Source organism: Flavobacterium sp., from assembly GCF_035292545.1.
Lineage (GTDB): Bacteria > Bacteroidota > Bacteroidia > Flavobacteriales > Flavobacteriaceae > Flavobacterium.
Window position 1 is genome coordinate 1 of record NZ_DATDPV010000068.1, and the last position, 20488, is coordinate 20488.

At 33.0% G+C, this 20488-nt stretch carries 22 protein-coding genes; 4 read left to right on the forward strand and 18 right to left on the reverse strand.

Going from position 1 to position 20488, the window contains the following annotated elements:
- Positions 1–23: 23 nt before the first annotated feature.
- Genes VI621_RS11515 through VI621_RS11525 form a run of 3 tightly spaced genes read left to right on the forward strand, consistent with a single transcriptional unit; the run spans position 24 to position 863 of the window.
- A complete protein-coding gene (locus VI621_RS11515) occupies positions 24–434 on the forward strand; it encodes a DUF5675 family protein (RefSeq protein ID WP_324218539.1) in 411 nt (136 codons plus the stop codon).
- Between the two features lie 47 nt (positions 435–481).
- Positions 482–697, forward strand: coding sequence for a hypothetical protein (locus VI621_RS11520; RefSeq protein ID WP_324218540.1), 216 nt, complete (start codon positions 482–484; stop codon positions 695–697).
- Complete coding sequence (locus VI621_RS11525) at positions 687–863, forward strand: hypothetical protein (RefSeq protein WP_324218541.1); 177 nt, start codon at positions 687–689, stop codon at positions 861–863. The genes VI621_RS11520 and VI621_RS11525 overlap by 11 nt, the downstream gene beginning before the upstream one ends.
- A 239-nt stretch (positions 864–1102) precedes the next feature.
- Here VI621_RS11525 and VI621_RS11530 read toward each other — a convergent pair whose 3' ends face one another.
- The 5 genes from VI621_RS11530 to VI621_RS11550 all read right to left on the reverse strand — a co-directional run bounded on the left by VI621_RS11530 (position 1103) and on the right by VI621_RS11550 (position 4768).
- Positions 1103–1543 carry a hypothetical protein gene (locus VI621_RS11530; protein ID WP_324218542.1) on the reverse strand — a complete coding sequence of 147 codons (441 nt, stop codon included), beginning with the start codon at positions 1541–1543 and terminating at the stop codon, positions 1103–1105.
- 12 nt (positions 1544–1555) lie between these two features.
- Complete coding sequence (locus VI621_RS11535; protein ID WP_324218543.1) at positions 1556–1963, reverse strand: DoxX family protein; 408 nt, start codon at positions 1961–1963, stop codon at positions 1556–1558.
- A gap of 558 nt (positions 1964–2521) precedes the next feature.
- A complete protein-coding gene (locus tag VI621_RS11540; RefSeq protein ID WP_324218544.1) occupies positions 2522–3379 on the reverse strand; it encodes an acyl-CoA thioester hydrolase/BAAT C-terminal domain-containing protein in 858 nt (285 codons plus the stop codon).
- 73 nt (positions 3380–3452) lie between these two features.
- Positions 3453–3941, reverse strand: a complete 489-nt coding sequence (locus VI621_RS11545) for a Crp/Fnr family transcriptional regulator (protein ID WP_324218545.1) — start codon at positions 3939–3941, stop codon at positions 3453–3455.
- 407 nt (positions 3942–4348) lie between these two features.
- Positions 4349–4768, reverse strand: a complete 420-nt coding sequence (locus tag VI621_RS11550) for a DUF6943 family protein (protein WP_324218546.1) — start codon at positions 4766–4768, stop codon at positions 4349–4351.
- 598 nt (positions 4769–5366) lie between these two features.
- Here VI621_RS11550 and VI621_RS11555 point away from each other — a divergent pair.
- Positions 5367–5513 carry a hypothetical protein gene (locus VI621_RS11555; RefSeq protein WP_324218547.1) on the forward strand — a complete coding sequence of 49 codons (147 nt, stop codon included), beginning with the start codon at positions 5367–5369 and terminating at the stop codon, positions 5511–5513.
- Positions 5514–5861: 348 nt separating this feature from the next.
- Here VI621_RS11555 and VI621_RS11560 read toward each other — a convergent pair whose 3' ends face one another.
- The 13 genes from VI621_RS11560 to VI621_RS11620 form a co-directional block, all read right to left on the reverse strand.
- A complete protein-coding gene (locus VI621_RS11560; protein ID WP_324218548.1) occupies positions 5862–7208 on the reverse strand; it encodes an RNA-binding domain-containing protein in 1347 nt (448 codons plus the stop codon).
- A 255-nt stretch (positions 7209–7463) separates the two neighbouring features.
- Entirely contained in the window at positions 7464–8108 is a 645-nt protein-coding gene (locus tag VI621_RS11565; protein ID WP_324218549.1) for a hypothetical protein, read from the reverse strand.
- A gap of 4 nt (positions 8109–8112) precedes the next feature.
- Positions 8113–8841, reverse strand: coding sequence for a hypothetical protein (locus VI621_RS11570; RefSeq protein WP_324218550.1), 729 nt, complete (start codon positions 8839–8841; stop codon positions 8113–8115).
- The gene (locus VI621_RS11575; protein ID WP_324218551.1) at positions 8838–9413 is read right to left on the reverse strand and encodes a hypothetical protein; all 576 of its coding nucleotides are present in this window, start codon (positions 9411–9413) and stop codon (positions 8838–8840) included. Before VI621_RS11575 ends, VI621_RS11570 begins: the two co-directional genes overlap by 4 nt.
- A 9-nt stretch (positions 9414–9422) precedes the next feature.
- Positions 9423–11663, reverse strand: a complete 2241-nt coding sequence (locus VI621_RS11580) for an AAA family ATPase (RefSeq protein ID WP_324218552.1) — start codon at positions 11661–11663, stop codon at positions 9423–9425.
- A 31-nt stretch (positions 11664–11694) separates the two neighbouring features.
- A complete protein-coding gene (locus VI621_RS11585; protein WP_324218553.1) occupies positions 11695–14898 on the reverse strand; it encodes an Eco57I restriction-modification methylase domain-containing protein in 3204 nt (1067 codons plus the stop codon).
- A gap of 247 nt (positions 14899–15145) precedes the next feature.
- Positions 15146–16660 carry an MFS transporter gene (locus tag VI621_RS11590; protein ID WP_324218554.1) on the reverse strand — a complete coding sequence of 505 codons (1515 nt, stop codon included), beginning with the start codon at positions 16658–16660 and terminating at the stop codon, positions 15146–15148.
- A 216-nt stretch (positions 16661–16876) separates the two neighbouring features.
- Positions 16877–17233, reverse strand: a complete 357-nt coding sequence (locus tag VI621_RS11595; protein ID WP_324218555.1) for a DsrE/DsrF/TusD sulfur relay family protein — start codon at positions 17231–17233, stop codon at positions 16877–16879.
- Positions 17234–17246: 13 nt separating this feature from the next.
- The gene (locus VI621_RS11600) at positions 17247–17672 is read right to left on the reverse strand and encodes a DUF302 domain-containing protein (RefSeq protein ID WP_324218556.1); all 426 of its coding nucleotides are present in this window, start codon (positions 17670–17672) and stop codon (positions 17247–17249) included.
- A gap of 10 nt (positions 17673–17682) precedes the next feature.
- A complete protein-coding gene (locus tag VI621_RS11605; protein ID WP_324218557.1) occupies positions 17683–18333 on the reverse strand; it encodes a class I SAM-dependent methyltransferase in 651 nt (216 codons plus the stop codon).
- 13 nt (positions 18334–18346) lie between these two features.
- Complete coding sequence (locus VI621_RS11610) at positions 18347–19078, reverse strand: thioredoxin domain-containing protein (RefSeq protein WP_324218558.1); 732 nt, start codon at positions 19076–19078, stop codon at positions 18347–18349.
- Positions 19079–19269: 191 nt separating this feature from the next.
- Positions 19270–19791, reverse strand: coding sequence for a hypothetical protein (locus VI621_RS11615; RefSeq protein ID WP_324218559.1), 522 nt, complete (start codon positions 19789–19791; stop codon positions 19270–19272).
- Between the two features lie 82 nt (positions 19792–19873).
- On the reverse strand, positions 19874–20473 hold the full coding sequence (locus VI621_RS11620) for a Crp/Fnr family transcriptional regulator (protein WP_324218560.1): 600 nt from the start codon (positions 20471–20473) through the stop codon (positions 19874–19876).
- Positions 20474–20488: the final 15 nt, after the last annotated feature.

Consider the following 20488-nt stretch of genomic DNA (forward strand, 5'->3'; position numbering starts at 1 on the left):
GGCTCAGGTAAGCGGATTGTAAGATGGTTTTGGTGTTGCTAAGGACGTATTTTCCGGAAGGAACTCAGGGTATTTTAGAATGGAACGGCACATTAGTTTGTTATACCATCGAGTTGCCCTGGTTGGAAAACCAACGACAAATATCTTGTGTTCCTGAGGGGGAATATGTTTTACAAATGCGGTTCAGTCCAAAATTTCAATGGCACTTGCATTTGAGAAATGTTCCGGGTAGAGATTTGATCTTAATCCATCCCGCTAATGACGCTAAAAAGGAATTGAGAGGCTGTATTGCTCCTGTAACAAAACACACCGGAATCGGAAAGGGAAGTTCTTCCCGAAAAGCGTTGGAAAAGCTGAAAGCTTTGGTTTATGCCGCTTTTGAGCGCAATGAAGAAGTAAAAATAAGTATCCAATCTAAAAAAGAAGCATTATGAATGTAGTTGAACGCGCGAAAGCGCCCACTCCAAGTTTTTTTAAGATTTTGAGAGCCGTTGGCTTGGCTTTGCTGGCCATCAGTGGCAGCGTGATTGCTGCTCCTGTTGTGTTACCTGCAGCAGTTGTTACGGTGGCCGGATATGTTGCCGTTGCCGGTGGGGTTTTGTCGGCCATCAGTCAGGTGACTGTGGATGATACAGCCCTGAAACAACCAGTTATGGCTAAAGAGCAGCCAGTAAACAGACCCCGAGATGGAGGCTAATATCTCCCTTAAAACGGGCACTGCAAGTGGCACTTTGCTGAGTATTTTTGTTAATATTTTTTATGAAGATATTTTAAAAACGATTATCTTAGCAGTAGTGGGAGCTGTTGTCAGTTTTTTGGTGTCGGTCTTTTTAAAATGGCTGACAAAATCTAAAATTAAATAGTTCGGGTTTGGCTTGGTAACCTTTTTCCGAATTAATAAGAAAGCCTGGTCGTGAGATCAGGCTTTTTTTGTTTTAACATAAGTGGCTAGCATCAATTGGCGTGAACTATTGGTGACAATTACAAATATTGACGGAAATTAGAATTAACAATGATTTTTCCGAAGGAAAAAACGACTAAAGCCATTGCTTCAATAATTGTAAATACGACCATTGCAATTTGTAACTGTTCATGATGATTTTTAAAGAATTACTGTTTTATAACCTTGTTCTTGTAAGCCGAACATATAAAGGAGTCCATTTTCTGTTGTAGGAGTTTCTTTGGGAAGCAAGGTTTTTTCAACCTTAAATTGCTTTATCGAAAGACCACAAACTAAAATTTTCAATCCGTGTTGGTTTACGGCATTTTTTATGAGATTTTGTAATTCTTCATCAAGGGATATTTCTTTTACCAATTCACCACAAGTAAGTATTTGAAAGTCTATTTTTTTGCTTTTTGCTTTTAGTTCAATTCCACTTTGAATAGCCGCTTTCAGATGCTGTGCTTTCATTACAAGCAAAGCGTATTTGCCATTTTTACGGATAGATTGTTCTGTTTTTTGAATGTTTTCTGCCGTTTGTGCATTCAGATTTTCTGCTCCAAATGTCATTAGAGCAAACATTAAAATGATATATAATTTCATAAGTTATAAATTTTATTTGTTATAAATACTGTAAATTTTTGGATTATTGATGATGAAGAAAAGCAGGCCTCCAAATAGGGCTATGTTTTTCCATAATGGTCCGTGAAACAAACCATTTCCTATCTGAATGGTAATTGTAATGGGAATAAGCACCAGAAAAAGAAGCAAAGCAGACCATCGGGTGAAAATACCGAGTAAAAATGCCATACCTCCAATAAGTAATGCATAACCCGATACTATCCCCAAAAGATGTGGGTCGCCAAAAAATGAAGCGAAAGAATGAAATGCAGCAGATTGAATGCGACCGGCTACTTTTTCTGGTTGGATTAGGTGTGAGATACCAGCGGTAATAAAAATACCACTCAAGCACACACGAGAAATGAGAACGGATATTCCGCTCACTTCGAATGATTTATTCATAATACGATTTCTTTATTTGATTAAAACTGTCTATTAAAAATTAAATAGTTCAGAAATCAAATTAGAAACCGCTCGAAGAGAATGTAAGATGGGATTTCTTCTTTCTGTATATTATAGAAGTCAGGAAGTTGTATTTTATTTTCTATTCTAACACACCTATTTTTAAAATCACTAATAATATTAGGAAGAATAATTTTCTCTGCCTTTTGCTTTGTGATTAGTTTTTCCTGCTGAACAAAAGAAGAACAAGCTATTCTTGAATTTTCAGATTTAGTTTGTTGGTTAGTTTCAATATTCAACCGTTGTATAAACTCACCCTTAACATTACAAGGAACAGCCAAAAGCATTGTGAGTGCAATAAGCAAAATTTTCCTATATGTCGATTGAGTTAAAAACATTATGTAAATGTAATAGAAATATATAGTTTTGGTTTTGTGTTAGCTTTTTTTTAAGATTTCACTTAACGTACCGGATTTAACAGCGTTTTTTCCGAAGGAAAAAACAACTAAAGCCATTGATGCAAGCCGCAGTTGTGCGCTGGATTTTTCCTTTTTTTATTTACTTTTTTTGAAAATTCTTATCTAAGAAATCATAAATCAAATCAAAGTGTTTTAATGGTTCAGTATGTCCACCTTTAATGGTAATATGTTCATAATGATTTTTGAATTTTTTATTTTTTAAACGTTCCATTATTTTGTTTGACATTTTAGTAGAAGGCCAATATTCATCATTATTTGCAGAAAGTAAAAATATTGAACCATTTATTTTTTCAACTTGTATTGTTGAGTTCTCTTCGGCTATTTTATCTTCTAACATTACATTAAATGACTTTAATAGTTCTCCTGATGTAAGTGAAGGAACTGCTTTGTAAGGAATTGGAACAAATGGAACTTCTTTGCCTTTAAATGTCCACGACGATGTTAGTCCCAAAGCTGTAAGTGCAGGAAAACTAACGTGACTTGGAATAATTGCAATAACTGATTTTATATTATTATATTTTGAAGCAAGATTTAGGACTAATTCACCACCTTTTGAGCCACCAATTATCGCTATTTTGTTGCTGTTTATTTTTGGATTTTTAGCAATTTTAACAATTGAATCGTGAATTGCATCTAATGAAATTCTATCTAGATTATTGCTTGTATCTTCTGAGCCAAAATACCCAATAGCTAAAAAAGCATAACCTTTTTCAATAAATTTATCTCTTGTTGGTTTCCAATAATCGCTATCCCAAGCGTTTCCTCCTTCCGAACCGCCAAATCCAACAATTAATGGTTGGTTTTCTGAATTTCCTAAATAAAGTCTAGTTTGAATTTTTCCGTGATTTTCATCAATTGTTGGAGTATAATTTTCCAAGAAAAGAAAACCACAGAAAGCAATAATGACGACAGCTATAAAAATTTTAATTACTTTCATGTTGTGATAAATTTTGATTAGTTGACAAAATTATAATTTTTAAACTAGGCAATATTTGATCTATATCAAAAAATCATTTTTCGTTTCTAATTCGGCTCAAAGTTTCTTGAGTAATGCCTAAATACGAGGCAACCATTCCTAGCGGAATTCTGTGATGAATGTCGTGATAAGTTTCAATAAAATGGTTGTATTTTTCTTTTGCAGTTGTAAAGCGCATTGAAGTTATTCTTTCCATAAAGTGACCAAAAACTGTACCCATAGATAATCTTGCATAACGTTCCATTTCCGGAAAATTTTCAAATAGATACATTAAACCATTTACATCTAAACATAATGTTTCTGTGTCTTCTATTGCATCAATGCAGTATAAATCTAATGTTCTTGTTCTAAAACTTCTTGGCGAATTACTCCATTCTCCTTCCGCTGGAAAATATTCACTAATCTCTTTTCCGTCTTTAATAAAATAAGTCCGAAATAACCCTTTTTGGATAAAATAGGATTTTGTACATATTTTCTCGGCACTATGAACTATGTCGCCTTTCTTGAAAGAGACAAAACTCACTTTCTCAAATAATGCGATTTTAAGTTCATCATTTAGTTTGATGTACTTTTCAAAATGTCTGAATAATATTTCTTTATGTTCGATGATTTTGTTTTTAGTGTAATTTTTTTGCGTTTCGTGAAGCTAGCCACTAACTTTTATATATCGCCAAATATATACAAGTTTTCCTAGTTTTTATATTTGGAGGGTGGTAATTTTATTTAACAGCTGTAGTGAAACAATGGACAGTTTTTTACTGTTTTTTTTTTTTTTTGGCTGTCGATGGATAGTTTTGAGGAGGTGAACAAAGCGTTGGGTTTAGCTATTTGTATTTTTTACCCATAAAGGTTGCTATGGATTTTAAAACGCTAGGCATTGCATAACAGGTAGGGTTTAAAAAAACTTAAGGATCTGGACCATACTTTTTATTACTTGAGGTAGTATCTTAAAATGGCTCTTCTCATTTCATTAATAAGCAGGATGTTTTGATGCAAATGCTCTTCTTTTTGTTCCAACAACCTCAACGCCTGGACTTGTTTTTGGTGCAGCTCGTGTTCCTGCAGCATTTCATTGACTTTACGGGAAAAATCTTTTTTAAAATCCTGAATTGTTAAAAAAGGAATTACGGAACCTTTGAGCGATGGATGCCAGAATTTGGCTTTCCAGAGGCTATAGGCCAACCAGTAAATGGTTTCTGCGTCCTCTTCATTCGAGAACTGGATTACCAAGCTATTGCTAAACGGTTCTTTTTGGGGTTTTCCTGAATTCATCCCTTTGTTGAGGATAAAGATTTTGATTCCTTTGTAGATGGTGTTTTTTTGGTGCGTTCTGATAATGAAATTTGGCATGGCTTCGGATTTAAGATTGTGTTTGTGAATTCCGCTTCGCTTCTTAATTTTTTTAAAAGAAAAAAAGAAAAAAAAGAAAGTGGTCGTTGAAGTGGAGGTTTCAAAAGGAGTCAAGTTTTTTTGGTAAAATACTACCCGAGTGGTCTATTGTAACGGAATCGTCATCGTTATACCGAATGTTCAAATGGAAATGTGAGGGTGGAGATTTTATCAAAAACCCGGAGGGCTTGAACTTTACTTTTTGAAACCGGAGCTTACCTTTACTTTCTTTTTATTTATTTTTTTTCGTCGTGAACGGGGTGGTTCTGGTCAGCACTTCTTCTTTTTGGGTGGTCATCGTATAATCGGCAATCAAACACCCCCAAGCACCGGAGCAAAAAATAAGTGGAGCGATAGCGGAGCTTATTTTTTGTGAGGAGCGCCGTGGCGGTGTTGCGGCATCGAACAGCCACCGCAGGATGGGAACGCAACGTAGCCCTTGCGAAGTGTAGAGTAGTACTGCGAGCGTGAAACGGCGGGGAAAAAATATCAGTCAGCCTTTGGCGTTCCTTGATTTAGGGCAAAGCGACCGAAGAGATTGCATTGTGAGAAGTGAAAAGTGAGAAGTATCAAGATTCCTGAAAAAGAATTAGTGAGGAAGCGGAGCCAACCCCGATGGCTGGGCGAAGGAGCAACCGCTGAAAAAATAAAGGGCGGCAGACATGATACGGCTGGAATGCAGTGGAACGCAGCTTGCGGAGTGTAACGGAATGAAGCGGTATTGTGTATGTAGTAGCCCTGCCGAACGTAGGGAAGAGAACGTGTGCAGATGAGGAACGGCGCAGCGCAAAAAATACAGCTGCTTATTTACAAGCTGCTGTTTTTTTTGTGCTGTGTTGTGTCTGCGGAACGGAGGAAGGTACGACCGACTGGAGCTGCCGAACGGAACAAAGAGAACGACCGGAGAGAGACCGCTTGATTGCCCGTGATGTTTAACGGAAAGTTGTTTTGGTCCTTTTTGCTAAATTCAATTGTGGCAATTGTGAAGCAAATCATGCTAATCCCTAAAAAGCATCTGCTCTTTTTGAATCAGGAATAAAAATCCTTACTATTGTTACCGTTTTTCGCTCTTAATTGAGTGAATTACTTTCCAAAATCCTCTTGTACCTCCAATTCGTTCTATATATCCTTTTTCTTTTAATTGTTCAATATGTTTTAATACTGCAGATTCATTGATTTTCATTTCTTCCGCAATTGTACGATAACTTATTTTATCATCTTTAATGATTATCTCTAATACTTCTTTTTGCCTTTCGGTTAAATCTGCTATTGCACCACCTATTGCACCACCTGGAATAACACTATCTTTTTCATTTACTTGACTTGCTATTTCAACCACCGGGAAAGTCATGCGGAGGAAATTATCTGAAAATTTGAAACATTCTTTTGGATAACTTTCTAAAATACGAGGTATTCCAGAACCCAATTGCTCCACTAAATCCAAGTCTTTAAAAATTCGCATAATCTCTTTGTTGCGCGGAACAGAAAATCCCTCAAAAAATTCTTCCTGACTTAACGATTCTGGTAAACCACCTGCGGAAGTTATTTCGATTCTATCGTCGAAAATTTCAAACTTGGGAGGAATTTCATTGGTATAATCATTATGCACAAAGGCATTTATAATCGCTTCACGAAGTGCAATAGCATCCCAAAGCCTTGTTTCTTGTCTTTCTTTGGAAGTAATTTTAGTGATCGTTTTGTTTTCCAATTCTATTTTATCCAATACTTGTTTGGTTGCCTTTATCAAAGAACCATAACCATATTCGTTACTTTCGATTAGGTTTACCCTTGATGTTCCTTTGTATTTTGCAACTTTTATAGAAGTATTGTTTTTGTCGGACAATAAATAAGCCACATAATTATACTCATTATCTGCATTGAGTAATTCCAGATTGGTTGCAAATTTATCATTGAGCTTGGTTCCGGTAGCTTCGTAATAAATTTTGAGTTGCTCAAAAGTTAGTGCTTGTTGGTTTGATTTTATTTTGCTGATGGAATTTCGAATGCGTTTTGCAAAAAGTTCGTCAATCATTTTTTGAGGCATCGGCTCGGATGCAGTACCGATGCGGATAAAACATCCTTTTTCGGTCATACCGAATTTTCTTAAGAAATATGGTTTTTCTGAACCACTTGCCACCACTATTTTTATAATTTCAAGACCATTATTGTTTTCGCTGATTACATCAAACAATCCCATACAAGATGGCGAAATGTTATGCTTTAAACGGTCCTTTATTTTTAACTGGTCGCTGTCGGAATCTGGAACACCGACTGCAATGCCTTCTTTGTTGATCCCAATATAAATAACCCCACCTTCTTTGTAATTTAAAAAAGCAATTACTTCTTTTTCTAAACTATCAGTTAGTTGTTGTTTGTATTCTATACGATTGGTTTCAGTCATTACTTGTAGATTTTATTGTATTGTAAAATATTCGATCCTTCAATTCCTTTTAATAATGCAAATTAAAGGATTCCTTGTTGAATAATTAAATTAAACTTTGTTTTGAAGTTATGACCTTTAATTTTTTTTACCCATTTATCTGTTTACATCGACTACGGGACATACTTGTTTTACAATTGATTTGTGAAATTTATTCACCCACCTTGATTTAATGTTTCGAAGTGAGGATACTTCGGAGAACTGGGATTTTTTTTACTATTCTTTTGGTTCAAGTTTTAATTCTAACATATCTTCTAATTTAAAGACTACAGCATATTTTTTTAATGAACCGATTTGAATTTTTATAGGTTTCATTCCATAATCCTCAACATAAAACCTGAATTCTTTTTGATATTCAAATTCAAATGGTTTTTCAAATAATGTAATTTCACGGTTAACCTCATCTTTATCATAGTAATCTACAAAGCCATGATTGAATTTGTAATTATTATTTTTTAGTTCAGTTTCAATTCTATCAAAAAAGTATGGGAGGTTTTTTATTAATAAACAGTGAGTTCCAAAACGCAAATTTCTCTCATCAAATTTAAAATCTAATGGATTAGGAAAGCCTTTTGAAGATATAGCATATAAGGAATAAATATTTCCTATTATTTCTTCGTGTACCTCTCTAATGTGCATTTTCTCATACTTGAATTCTCTATCTATGCCTGGGATTTTAAAAGTACCAGGAAGTGAATTAATAATTTTTGAAACTCCTTCATATTTATCACCACGTAAATCTTCATCTTCTACTTTTCTGAAGTATTCAATAGTATTCATATAAATTGTACCATTTTCGAATAAATCAAGAATGTTCTCTTCGCTGCCTAATTTTAGAAATAATTTGATTGTGTGATCCATAATATTAAACTATCACTTCTTTTGTTTTTAGTTGAATAATTATATCTGATTTGTGTCTATCGGAATAATCAACATCTTTCAAATCTTCTGATATTTTAATTTCAAAATGATCGATTATATTTTTAATGTCATCCATTATTTTATTAATATAAACTGAAGTTTCAAAAAAAATATCAGTTCTTCCTTTTCTCTCAATCCCTGTAAACTTAATATCATTAACCTTTTTTCTGTTTATTTTATCAGCTGGATTTACAGGATGAGTTACTTTATCTTTGTTTATTGTACCGGAATAAATTATGGAAAGCATACCTTCATCACTATTTTCATCTTCTTTACTTAACCAAGAAATAACACCGTAGATGGGAGGCAAATCATCGAATGATTTTATTTGATCAATTCTCTCTTCAATATGTTGATTTGAATTTCTTAATCCTTCCAGTTTTTTTAATCCAATTAGTAATGGATCATTATCATCAATATTGAAATGTTTTTTTATAACTTTCTTTAGTATTGTTGCGTTATTTATTATTGTCCATACATCAGAAAAAATTAAGGAAATAAAATTACCATTTTGAGGAGTAAAAGTAAAATCAAATAAATTTTTCTCTAACCTATTAAAAGTGACCTCGCAAATATCTACACTGTATCTAATAGCATTAAATACAATGATTTGGTCTGGATGCAACAGTTTTGGCGGGCTTCTTAAAATAGAGTTATTGTTAATGATTATCATTTATCTAAAATTTTTATTTTATTGAATTCTATTTGATATTCTAACTCTTCCTCTTTGTTCATGTTTATAAACATTCTTAAGATCTCAACTTCAGTCAGGTTTGTCATTCTATTTCCTAAATCTTTTCTAATTGCTTTTAATAAATGTGCTAATAATTTGAACGTTATATATTGATTGTTACTTTCAGTGCTATTTGAACTATTATTTCTAAATAATCCATAAAGTTTAATAACTTCATCAGAACCGTAAAGAATGTTGTCAAATGCTGCATCCATAGCATTTGCAATTTGTTTGTCTGAAAGTTTAGTTGACACTCCTTTAATTTTTGTATTCTTTAAAGCTTCTATAAAGGGCAACAATAAAGTTCTATATACTATTCTTTTTTGCTCATATATTCTTTGTTTGCTTTCTTTGAGATCTTCATAAAATTTAGACACTGCATAACCAATACCTCCTGAAATAATTGTTATAAGCGTTGGGTTAATATTACCCGAATAAAAATTAAAGAATAGTCCAATTGCAGTCGCAACAATAGCGATTGATAACACTAAAAATAACATGTTTTTTTTCATTCTTTTTCTTTAGTTTGTTTGTTCTAACACTTCTTCTAGCTCTATCGTTTCAATTATTCCCATCATCATTCTATAATGCCCTTCGTGATTGGTTAAAATAAAAATATCCTTAAATACTTTTTTATAATTTTCAATTGTTCTGTCCTGAAGTTCTACAAACAAATCATCGGGCATGCTATGTGAGCCATCATTTATCCAACTAATTAGTGATCTACATATTTCCTGTTCTTCTTTGGACCCAAATTTTTGAATTAAATCATCATCACCATATTTACCAAGAAGTTTAAAATAATTTTCAATTATTCTTCTCATAATATTTTGAACTGTAATACTAGATTTTACATCTTCACCTTTTAATTCATTCCACATCAATTCATAAGAAGATTGAATTGGATTTTCCATAAAAAAAGATTGAATGTTTGTAACCTTATCATTCTTTCTTAATATCCAAAAATTGGTTTTACCACAAAATTTAGTTCTACCATCAATGAAAGAAACTTCTTTATGAAAATAGACATTATGTGTTAAAAGAATAATTTGTTTGATATTTCCAATATCAGATTTAATGTTTTTAATAATATCTTTTATTAATGTACTTACAACAAATAAGACATTACTGTCTAAACTTGAAATTGGATCATCAATAACTAGAATTCTCTCATCGCTTACTGTTTCTTCGGAAACACCACCTTTGGCTAATTGCAAATAATACAGGAAAGTAATAAACGTAATTTCTCCTTCGCTTAATGTTGCTTCGGCAATTGATCCATCTTCTCTTTGAATTTGATAAAAACCTTCTTCTGTTGAAGGGACAATTTCAAAATTCAGAAAACCATACGATTTTAAAAGCCGGTTAATCTCATTAATCGTTGGTTGAATACTAGTTACATTTTTGCTTAAGTTTTTTATATCAGCATCTAAACTGTGAAATTCTAATCCTTTTACTTCTAACTGATTTGTCAATGCTGTAATTCCTGCTTTTAAACCGTTATTATCGGAATTGAATTTAATTATATCGGTTTTAAATTCTTCAACTATAAATTTCCATATTGCATTAGTCAAATTAGTTTTTTCAGTACTAAAATTGGTCACTATATCATTATTCTTAGTGATATCAGTATTGGCATTTGAGATTAAACTCAATATTAAATTTAATTGCTCTTTTAGAGACACTAACTCAATACTTCTACTAGGTTCTTTTACTTTATTATTTAAGAATTCAAAATTGGAAGTATTTTGACTAACTAATGTTTTTAGATAAGCCCCAAACTTATCATTATCTAACTTTGAATCTTTAAATGTTTTTTGAAAAAACTCAATACTTTCTAATTCGTTTATTAAATTTTGCATTAAAGAATTATATTCAAGCTTTAAATCTTTAATTGCTTTTAAATCATTTATATATTCTTCGTCAAAGAAACTTTCTAATTGAATTTTAAAATCCTCTGTAATCGTTTCTTTTTGGCAAAAAGGACACGTTTTATCTTCTTTTAAATAATCTCTACCTTGATTAACCCAGTCATTAATATTTAATTTCTGAATTAGTTTTGCAATATCTACATCTGCTTTACCAACAATTATTTTTTTCCAGATCTGATTGTTCTCTATTTCGATAATTCTATCAAATGTTATCGTGTTTAGGGGTGTAATATTTTGTGGAACTTCTCCATAAATAGTTTTTGCTTTTTCTTTAAGTTCTTCTAACGTAGTTAAAGTTGATGCATTACTTCCAAATTCAAGCAATAATCTTTCTTTGAATTTTTCTTTATTTAGGGAGCCTACAAATGCTTCTTTGAAAATAGTTTCATATTTTTTATAAACCTTTATCCAGTAAGTTTCTTTGAATTCGTTTTCTAGGATTTCTTTTTTTAGAATTTGAGAATTGAGGGTTTCTCTTTTTTTAGTACCATCAGCTTTAATCCCTTTTAGGTCTTCTATCTTTTGATTAATAGCGGCAATTTGTTCGGTAGTTGCTTCTCCAAGGGTGAAAATACCACCAATTTTTCCCTTACCGAAATTTCTTTCTCTAAACTCTTTATTATAGACTACTATTTTTAATGCGAGTGCATTTTTCCAACTTGTGCCGCAAGTCCCAAACTTTTCATCTTCTGTATTATGCAAAAAATTTGATATGGTTGTTTTGCCACAACCATTTGCTCCATAAATAAAATTTACTCTCTTCAAACCATTGATTTGAATCCCTGCTTCGTCATAAGACGCTACCTTTTTAATTTCTATTTGTTCCAGCATAATTTTAATTTCAAAAATTCAATATCATATTCTAACTATTCTCCACAATCCCAATCTCTTCCTCACTCAAACCATACAACTCATATACCATTTTATCAATTGCTTTTTCTGTGGTTTCTATTTGTGATTTTAGAGTTTGGGCTTTGGCTTTGTTTTCTTCAAATAAATCCAGCCATTCGAATTCGTCTTTTTTGGTAAGTGGTGTTTGTCCTGTTGTTTTAATGGCTTTGTTGATTTCTGTAATGAAATTCGCAAATGATAATTCGCTCCAGTTTTCTAGTTTTTTAGGCAGTTTTTCAAGTTTGTATTGTCCTGAAAAGTAGTTTCCAAATTTTCTATCTACTTCTTGCAAATCGATGTTTAATGATAATATTTTAACTACACTATTTTCTATTTCTATATTTTCATAATCGCTAGGAATAGGTAAATCATTTATATATTGAGATTTTAATCTTAAATAACCTCCTCTTGCCTTAACACAAACTATTTCAAGAATTTTTCTGATTAGGTTGGAATTCAAAATACCTAATAATGATTTTGAGCTAGAATTTATTCCAAAACAGGTCATATCCATTAAGGAGTTATTCGTAAAAGTAAAATTGACATCTGAAGAAATATCAGGATAAATTATGTAAGTTTCGGAATATTGAAAATCATATTTTATTTGTTGATATTCATACCATTTTTTATTTCCCCTTATTATTCCTTGGTCAATAATTGCTCTTTTCGATAGTATATTATATTTATCTTTTAAAAATTGAAAAGTTTGGGTGTGAATTTCAAGGTTTTCAATTAATTTATAATTTTTGTCATTAAGTTCGTATGGAAAAATAATTTTATTTTCGGGAAAAATATTTGAATATTTTTTAACTTCTCTTCCAAGAATATAAGGTTTTAAAATTTGAGATTTTTCTAATTCAATTGGAATATTTTTTGAATTATGAATGTAAACTGAATTTGAACCAGTCTTGATTCCAACTTGTGGTTTTATGTTTAATTTACTTAATGAAGTATGATTTTTTTTAATTTTTTTAATTGTGTCATAAAGACTATTACCAACGGAACCACTTTCCCAACTGCCTAATCTTTCAAATACTTCAGCTTGTTTTATTTTTTCAGTTCCAACAAATAAATTATCAATTTCTAATAAATTATTATTTGTAACTACCAATAAATTAGTCAATAAACCACTTTTAATCTTATCAACTTTATCAAATAGAATTATTGAAGGATATGCTATAATTCCTTTGAAAATATCCAAATCTTTAAAATCAATAAATGTGTCAATATGTGTGTTATTCAGCAAAAAATCAATTAATAGTTTACCATATTTAGTTTTAGTGTATTTACTTGAAACTATAAAACCACTTTTTCCATCTTGTTTTAACAATTGAAATGCCTTTTCAAAAAAGAAAACATACAAATCTGATTTTCCAGTAAAAGTTTTAAAGTTCTTTTGAAAATTGTCTTTGTGTGAAGGCTCTATAAATTCATTTCTCACATAAGGCGGATTCCCAATAATCACATCAAAACCTCCTTTAGCAAATACTTCCGGAAATTCCTCTTTCCAGTTAAATGCTTTGTCTCCGGCAATCGCTTTGCTTTCAATAAGCGAGTTGCCACATTTGATGTTGTTGTTTAAGCTCGTCAGTTTCCGTTTGGGTTGGGCGGTTCGTAACCACAACGATAATTTTGCAATCTCTATACTTTCTTCGTTGAGGTCCACCCCATAGATGTTGTGTTCCAGGATTTGGTTTTCGATATCCGGGAAGGCAAAGCCACCACCAAACAATTGTTTGGTGAGTTCATCTATATAGGCGTGTTCCCTAATCAGAAAATCTAGTGCCTGGTTTAAGAAAGCTCCAGAACCACAAGCGGGATCACAAATGGTCAGTTCTAAGAGCCATTCGCGGTAGTCTTTGAGTTGTTGTTCGAGTTTGATGATGGTTGTGGCTTGGCGGTTCTTACGGCCTTTGGCGTACTCTTCGTCAATAATACCCAGTTCTCCTTTTTTCTCGGTACAGAGTTTACCAATGGTATTGTCGACAATGTATTTGGTGATGTATTTTGGGGTATAGAATACCCCGTCTTTCTTGCGTTTGGTTTTTTGTTTGTCGAAATCGGTTCCTTCAATTTCGGCATTTACACTTTCGATTTCGTTTAGGGAATGTTCGAAAATGTGTCCTAAAATATTCACATCAACCTGACTTTCGAAATCATAGGTCGATAGTTTTTTGGTATGGCGGTACAGCATTTCGCTATCAATCATAACGGCATCGAGAATGGTATCGGGTTGGAAGAGTCCGCCGTTGTATGCGAAAATTTCTTCTTTTTTATCGGTGCCTTTACGTCCGGTATCGAGATAGCGGAAGTATTGTTTGTAGCGGTCGTATAAAGGCACATCCATATCCAAATCCGCTAATGCTTTCCATTCTTTGAGAATGGTGTTGATGGAGTTTGGCGCAAGCAGTCCACGGTCTTCGGCAAAAAGAATGAACAGAAAACGGTCGATTAGTTTTTGTGATTTTTTGAAAAGGGTCAACTTTGAAGTTTTCTCGCTTAACTCCGTAAGCATGATGTTATTCCTGTTTTGTTTGACCAAATCCCGGTACAACTCACGTTTGAAAAGCGAATAATCGGCATAGAATTTTTTGGTAATATTCTCTTCTTCCACCACAGAAGCTTCTTTTATGCTTAGTGGTTTATTGGACAGAATGTTGTCTTTGGCTAAACACAAATAGAAGATTTCGAATTCGGTATGGGATAAGGTAAACAAGTTGAATTCCTCGAAATCCACTGCATTGTTGATGTAGAACCTCAACTTCTCGAAGTTGGAGGTAATCACATAAATACATCCGGTTTGATTGGCTTTGTAATCAAAGGCTTGTTGGCGGATGCTTTCCATGTCTTTGGTATTGGTGCCTTTGAGTTCGATTACGGCTAATGCGTTGCCGTCTTTCAGGATGGCGCCATCGACTTTTTTGGCTCCTTTGATATTTTTGAGTTCGGTGGTGAGGTTGAACTTTGGTGTTGGATTTAGCGTATACCCCAATATGTCTACAAAGAGTTCGCGAAGAAACCCTTCCTGGAATTGTTCTTCTTTACTATTCCGGATGTTTTCCTGAATGACCGTATTGTGAAAATACTTGCTGTATTTTTTATAGGCTTTCTGAACTTGGTCTGTGTCTTGTTGGCTCAAATATTTTTTGAGTACGGAAGGCTGAAATAATGACATTGGTAACGCTTTTATTTAGCTTACTAATGTAGGAATTTATTTCTGTAAATTGTAAGGGTATTTTGAATGAGTTTTGAACATAGTTATGGGGTGTTTTTTTAAAAAAAAATGCTTGTCTTTTTACAACAAGCATTTTTAAATTTGAATTATAACTCACTCTAAAACTTCATTCGCTGTATTCTCACGGCATTTAAAATGGCTTATAAAAGCATGCTAATATCAGTGAAAATTTTACATAATTGAAATTTTATTTAATATCTAGCCATTTATTTGTTCCACCACAAAGCCAGTTTGCATTGTAACCTAAATCGTTTAATAGTTTTGCTGCGTCAGAAGAACGGCCACCACCTTTTCCACATGCTGTAACAAATAGACATTCTTTATCAAAGTCTTTAATTTGATCTTTTAGCTCTGTTATGACAATATTTATGGCATTTGGAATGTGTGCTTGTTCGAATTCTTCTTTTGATCTTACGTCAATAATTTGTACTTTTCTGTTTTGTTGAATTACTTTTTTCACTTCGTCCACTTCAATACAGTTTTTCGTTATTTTTATTGTTTCTGGCATACGAAATTTAATAATGATGGAAGATACTATTGTAAGTCCACCAATGAGAAAAATAGCATAATCGACTCCAAATAGATCTGCTGTTATGCCTGAAATGACAGCTCCAAACGCATATCCCAAATCTCTCCAAAGACGAAATGTACCAATACTTTCAGCTCGTTGTTTTGGACTGGTAGCCTCGGCAATTGCGGCTAAAAAAGTAGGGTAAACTAATGCTGTTCCTAAACCTAAAACTGCTGAAATGCTCGCAAGCATAATAAAACTATGACTGAAGGGCAAAAAAATAATCGCTATTCCTTGTAACAGCATTCCCCAAAACAACATTGCTTTTTTAGAATAAATATCAGACATTTTGCCTGTAAAGAGTTGCCCGATTCCCCAAACTGTTGGATAAATGGCCGTTATAATCCCAATGTTTTCTGTATTATAATGGAGTGAAAGCAGAACAATTGGCAATAAGCCCCAAATCATCCCGTCGTTAAGATTGTTGATTAAGCCTGCTTGTGTAACGGAACTTAAAGTTTTGTTTTTAAAAGTTGTTTCCATAAACACATTGTCCAGTTGTTTTGTATTATCTGTTAAACTTTCTTTTTGTGTATGTAATCTAGTATCTTTTACAAAGAAAAGGGTTAATAAAAAACCAATAATAGAAATTCCAACGCCAATATAAAAAGGATAAGGTGTTATACCATATTTGTTAGCAACATACCCTGATAAAAACGCAACGATACCTACCGCAAAATAGCCTGCAAATTCATTTAAACCCATGGCCAACCCACGATCTTTTTCGCCAACTAAGTCAATTTTCATAACTACGGTGCTACTCCAGGTTAAACCTTGACTAATGCCTAATAAAATGTTTGCAAAAATCACCCAATTCCAAGTCTCTGCATTCATTAATATAAAGGGAATAGGCAAAGCTACAAACCAACCAAATAGCAACAAATTTTTTCTGCCAAATCGATTGGCTAATTTTCCAGCAAAATAATTAGTTATTGCTTTGGTAATTCCGAAGGCGGTAATAAATGATAAAATAGCTGTCTTTGATGCGATTCCAAATTCAACTTCTGCAAATTTCGGGAATATACTTCGTTCCATTCCAATCATTCCACCAACGAAGGCATTGACAATGACCAATATGGTAAACTGCTTCCAATTTTCTTTTAACCCCAGTTTTATGTGTTCTGTATTCATATTGTTTTACCTTTTTTTATTAATTTCATAGTATCGTTTAAAATGTCATTACTATTTTATTCTTTCGTATAAGCTCCTATAGGTCTTTGGTTTTTGAATGCTCTGTGTCAGTATCATTTTTAGCATTCTGTGCCTGACTATAGCGTAAATAAACTCCTCAAAACAATCCTTATTAATAAAGGTTTTTTCATTTATTTCCATTACAAGTTATGAGCACTAAAAAGTCAAAACTTTATCGCTTTCGATGATTGTTTTAGTTAGTTCTGCCATTGAGCTTATTTGTGCTTTATCGACAAGGGGAATTTCTTTGAGTCCGCGGGCTTCTAAACAACTACCACAAAGCAATAATTTAGTACCCTTATTTGTGGACAATTTTAACATTCTTTCGATATTGTAATACCCATTTGGAGTATTCTGATTTGGAATAGCACAATTGACACCATCTGCAATTAAAAAAATAACCACTTCTGTTTCAGGATAATCTTTATTGATTTGATTCGCAATACGCAACCCATTGAATGCTTTTTCAGAACCGTATGGCGCATCGTTGATAATAATTACTACTTTGTTCATTTTACTATTGTATTTATTGGAATGAAAATATCATTTCTTTTAATGACGTGAATAATGCTGTGGCCTCTGTATACAATTCGGCATTGTTTTCAAATATTTTCAGCATCATTTCCATATTCATGGTTGCGATTACTGTTTCTCCTCCATGCTCGTATATTGCTATTTTACAAGGCATGAAGATTGAAAACTCAGGATTGTCAGCCAAAATCTTCGAGGCTATTTTTGCCTGACAGATTTCGAAAACAAATACTTCACGATTCAATTCGAAACCTTTACTTTTTATAATTTCATGAAAATCGTACCGCTGCAATATTGAGAAGTTATACCTGCTGCAAGTTTCCTGCATTTGTGAGGCAATTTCTTGAGGGTTATGAGGAGTCGTTTGTTTGATGGTAAACATTTCCATCATTTGTGCCGGTGCATTTGAGTTATTTTCCATAGTACTGCTATTATGTTATGCTGTTTTTTTTACTTGCTCTAATTACCACAAAACTTCCTTTTCCAAAGCCTCTTGTGGGTTGTTCTATTTCGGTTTCACTTGTTTTTGTTAGCGTTTGCCAGTAGGAAAACGAATGAAATCCGGATTGTTCCAGTAGCGTTGTTAACTCTTCAGCTGAATGAAAATGTGCGTCTTTGTAAAATTTATTGTTTTCTTTTTCCTTTTCGTATTTTTTACCCAGCTCACTGTTTTTATCAATGATTGCAATAATGATCTCTCCATCAGTCTTTAAGATACGATGGGCTTCCTGGAACGCTTTGGGTATATCCGAAAGAAAACAAACCGTGGTTACCATTAACGCAAAATCAAAAGTTTCTTTTTCAATAGGCAGGTTTTCGGCAAAAGCTTTATATACCTTAACGCCTCTTTGTTCTGCTAATATTGCCATGCTTTCTGACGGTTCTACTCCGAATTTTATATTTAATGGCTGTGCAAAACGTCCTGTTCCAACGCCTATTTCAATTCCAGTTTTATTTTCAGGAATGGCTTTCTTTAATGCAAGCAGTTCAGATTGATATAGATTGAAATGTTTGTCAAACCACTCGTCATACTCCGTAGCATACTGGTTATAGACTTGTTTGGATGTATGAGTTGTTTTCATTATTGCGATAGGATTACAAGTTTTGCTCTATCTGTTTTTTTATTTCTTCTTCAGCGATTAAGCCGTTGTGTTTCCATACCTCTTTTCCGTTTTTATAGAGAATAAAAACAGGTACTCCAGCAACGTTATAGGCTTTTCCTACCTCTTTGCTTTTATCCACATCAACTCTCATCACTAAGGCTTTGTCTTTGTAATCGATTTCTATTTTATCCACTATTGGAGCCATTTTCCGGCAAGGCGCACACCAAACGGTATGGAAATCGATTAATATCAGTTTGTTTGAATTTAGCAGAACATTAAAATCTTTCAGGCTGATTTGTTGAATTTTGTCATCTTTAGCAAATTTAGATTTCGTAAAAGGGAATTTATTGTTTTCCCATTGGATAAAACCACCTTCCAGATCGTATATCCTGTTGAATCCATTTTTCTTTAAAATCTCGGCTGCCTGGGAGCTTCTTCCTCCTGATTTGCAGTAAACATAGATTTCTTTATCCTTTGGAATCAGATTTATTTTTTCGACGAAATTATCATCGTAGAAATTAATGGTACTTGCATTGTTGATATACCCTTCCGAGATTTCCTGAGGTGTTCTAACATCCAGTATGATACCTTTTCCTGCATCAACGAGTTTTTTAAATGTTTGTGGATTTACAGTTTTAATATAAGGCTGCGTTTCCTGGGCCTCAGCATGAAAGCAAAAAGCGGTAAAAAATATTGCAATTGCTATTATTGAGAGCTGTTTCATAATGTTTTTTTAGAGTATTATATTAACTTAATATGTTCCACAAATTTCAGCAAAATAAAAAACTAATCCTTTAACAATTGTTAAATAATTACTTCCTTAAATTGCAAAATTCATAATATTTGCAAAACTAAGCATTGTCTTTTCGAGTAAAAACCATTAAGCATAGTTTGATTGTTTTTTTGCTACTTATATTAAAATGTAAGTCCCATTTGCAAACTAAACCCTATGGATACCGGTTTGTCATTTCCAAAACGTAAAGGAACCGGTGCTGAGACAAAGAAATTAGTGTTTTTTGCTTTGTAAACGATTTTGCTTATTGACGGTGTAAAACCATATCTGCCCGAAGTTTCAAAAGCCATCCGTGCATAAAGAGTCCAATTCTTAGGATAACGAAAAAACAATCCCGGATGAAATAACAAATTATTGACTTTACTTGTGCCGTTTGATGAATTAATAAAAGGGACTATTTCAAAGCTATATCCAAACGTATCACTTTTCAAAATATTTATTCCGGTTGGGAAACCGACAGTGTAGCTGTCATTAAAATTTGAAGTATTTCCGTTCTTGTCGAATGTTATCAGCGGATGTACAACTGATAAATAACCAACCACTTTTGGATAATCTGATGTTATGAGTTTTTCCTGTGCTTGAGATGATGTGTTTCCAATCAAAATCAGCACGATACTAAATATTATTTTACACAACGGTTTCATACTTTATTTCTTTTCGGATGGTTAAAATGAAGTACAAAGGTTTATTATTTTAGCATGAAATCCTTTAACAATTGTTAAATAATTACCGAATTACAGCCCTAATTCTGCTTAAAGTAACTTGGGTAATTCCCAAATAAGAGGCAATGTGTTTGAGAGGGACTCTTTGTAAAAGAGTAGGTTGTTCTTTTATTAATAATGTGTATCTTTCTTCGGCGGTGTGGAATTGAATTGCTTCCATTCTGTTTACCGTATCGACATAACCAGCTTCAAAAATTTTACGAAATAACCTTTCGGTCTCTGGATAAGTATCGTATAAATCAAAAAGTTGTGTAGCATCAATTGCTACGATTTCGCTGTCTTCTAAAACCTGTATTGCTTTTCGTGATGGCTTTCCTGTAAATAAACTTTCTACTCTGGCTATGATGTTGTTTTCAAAGATGAAACTTTCTGTAATATCAACTCCATTATGATAGTAATAAATTCGGGCAATTCCTTTGTTTATGAAATAGATCGTTTTGCAGGTATGACCGATGGATTGCAGGTCTTGATTTCTTTTAATTTTTAATACTGTTGCTATTTCAGCAATAGCTTGAGTAGCCCTTGCTGAAATTGTTTCAAACCCATGTAAATAAACTGCCAATTGAGTATGGGAACTTGGAAGTATGTATTGATTATTTACCATTTAAATTTTATGTTA

What these genes read in the sequence shown, in the direction of transcription:
- VI621_RS11515 (WP_324218539.1), top strand. Translation starts at nt 24, where the DNA reads ATGGTTTTGGTGTTGCTAAGGACGTATTTTCCGGAAGGAACTCAGGGT.
- VI621_RS11525 (WP_324218541.1), top strand. Translation starts at nt 687, where the DNA reads ATGGAGGCTAATATCTCCCTTAAAACGGGCACTGCAAGTGGCACTTTG.
- VI621_RS11530 (WP_324218542.1), bottom strand. Translation starts at nt 1,543, where the DNA reads ATGAAATTATATATCATTTTAATGTTTGCTCTAATGACATTTGGAGCA.
- VI621_RS11535 (WP_324218543.1), bottom strand. Translation starts at nt 1,963, where the DNA reads ATGAATAAATCATTCGAAGTGAGCGGAATATCCGTTCTCATTTCTCGT.
- VI621_RS11540 (WP_324218544.1), bottom strand. Translation starts at nt 3,379, where the DNA reads ATGAAAGTAATTAAAATTTTTATAGCTGTCGTCATTATTGCTTTCTGT.
- VI621_RS11550 (WP_324218546.1), bottom strand. Translation starts at nt 4,768, where the DNA reads ATGCCAAATTTCATTATCAGAACGCACCAAAAAAACACCATCTACAAA.
- VI621_RS11560 (WP_324218548.1), bottom strand. Translation starts at nt 7,208, where the DNA reads ATGACTGAAACCAATCGTATAGAATACAAACAACAACTAACTGATAGT.
- VI621_RS11565 (WP_324218549.1), bottom strand. Translation starts at nt 8,108, where the DNA reads ATGGATCACACAATCAAATTATTTCTAAAATTAGGCAGCGAAGAGAAC.
- VI621_RS11570 (WP_324218550.1), bottom strand. Translation starts at nt 8,841, where the DNA reads ATGATAATCATTAACAATAACTCTATTTTAAGAAGCCCGCCAAAACTG.
- VI621_RS11575 (WP_324218551.1), bottom strand. Translation starts at nt 9,413, where the DNA reads ATGAAAAAAAACATGTTATTTTTAGTGTTATCAATCGCTATTGTTGCG.
- VI621_RS11580 (WP_324218552.1), bottom strand. Translation starts at nt 11,663, where the DNA reads ATGCTGGAACAAATAGAAATTAAAAAGGTAGCGTCTTATGACGAAGCA.
- VI621_RS11585 (WP_324218553.1), bottom strand. Translation starts at nt 14,898, where the DNA reads ATGTCATTATTTCAGCCTTCCGTACTCAAAAAATATTTGAGCCAACAA.
- VI621_RS11590 (WP_324218554.1), bottom strand. Translation starts at nt 16,660, where the DNA reads ATGAATACAGAACACATAAAACTGGGGTTAAAAGAAAATTGGAAGCAG.
- VI621_RS11595 (WP_324218555.1), bottom strand. Translation starts at nt 17,233, where the DNA reads ATGAACAAAGTAGTAATTATTATCAACGATGCGCCATACGGTTCTGAA.
- VI621_RS11600 (WP_324218556.1), bottom strand. Translation starts at nt 17,672, where the DNA reads ATGGAAAATAACTCAAATGCACCGGCACAAATGATGGAAATGTTTACC.
- VI621_RS11605 (WP_324218557.1), bottom strand. Translation starts at nt 18,333, where the DNA reads ATGAAAACAACTCATACATCCAAACAAGTCTATAACCAGTATGCTACG.
- VI621_RS11610 (WP_324218558.1), bottom strand. Translation starts at nt 19,078, where the DNA reads ATGAAACAGCTCTCAATAATAGCAATTGCAATATTTTTTACCGCTTTT.
- VI621_RS11615 (WP_324218559.1), bottom strand. Translation starts at nt 19,791, where the DNA reads ATGAAACCGTTGTGTAAAATAATATTTAGTATCGTGCTGATTTTGATT.
- VI621_RS11620 (WP_324218560.1), bottom strand. Translation starts at nt 20,473, where the DNA reads ATGGTAAATAATCAATACATACTTCCAAGTTCCCATACTCAATTGGCA.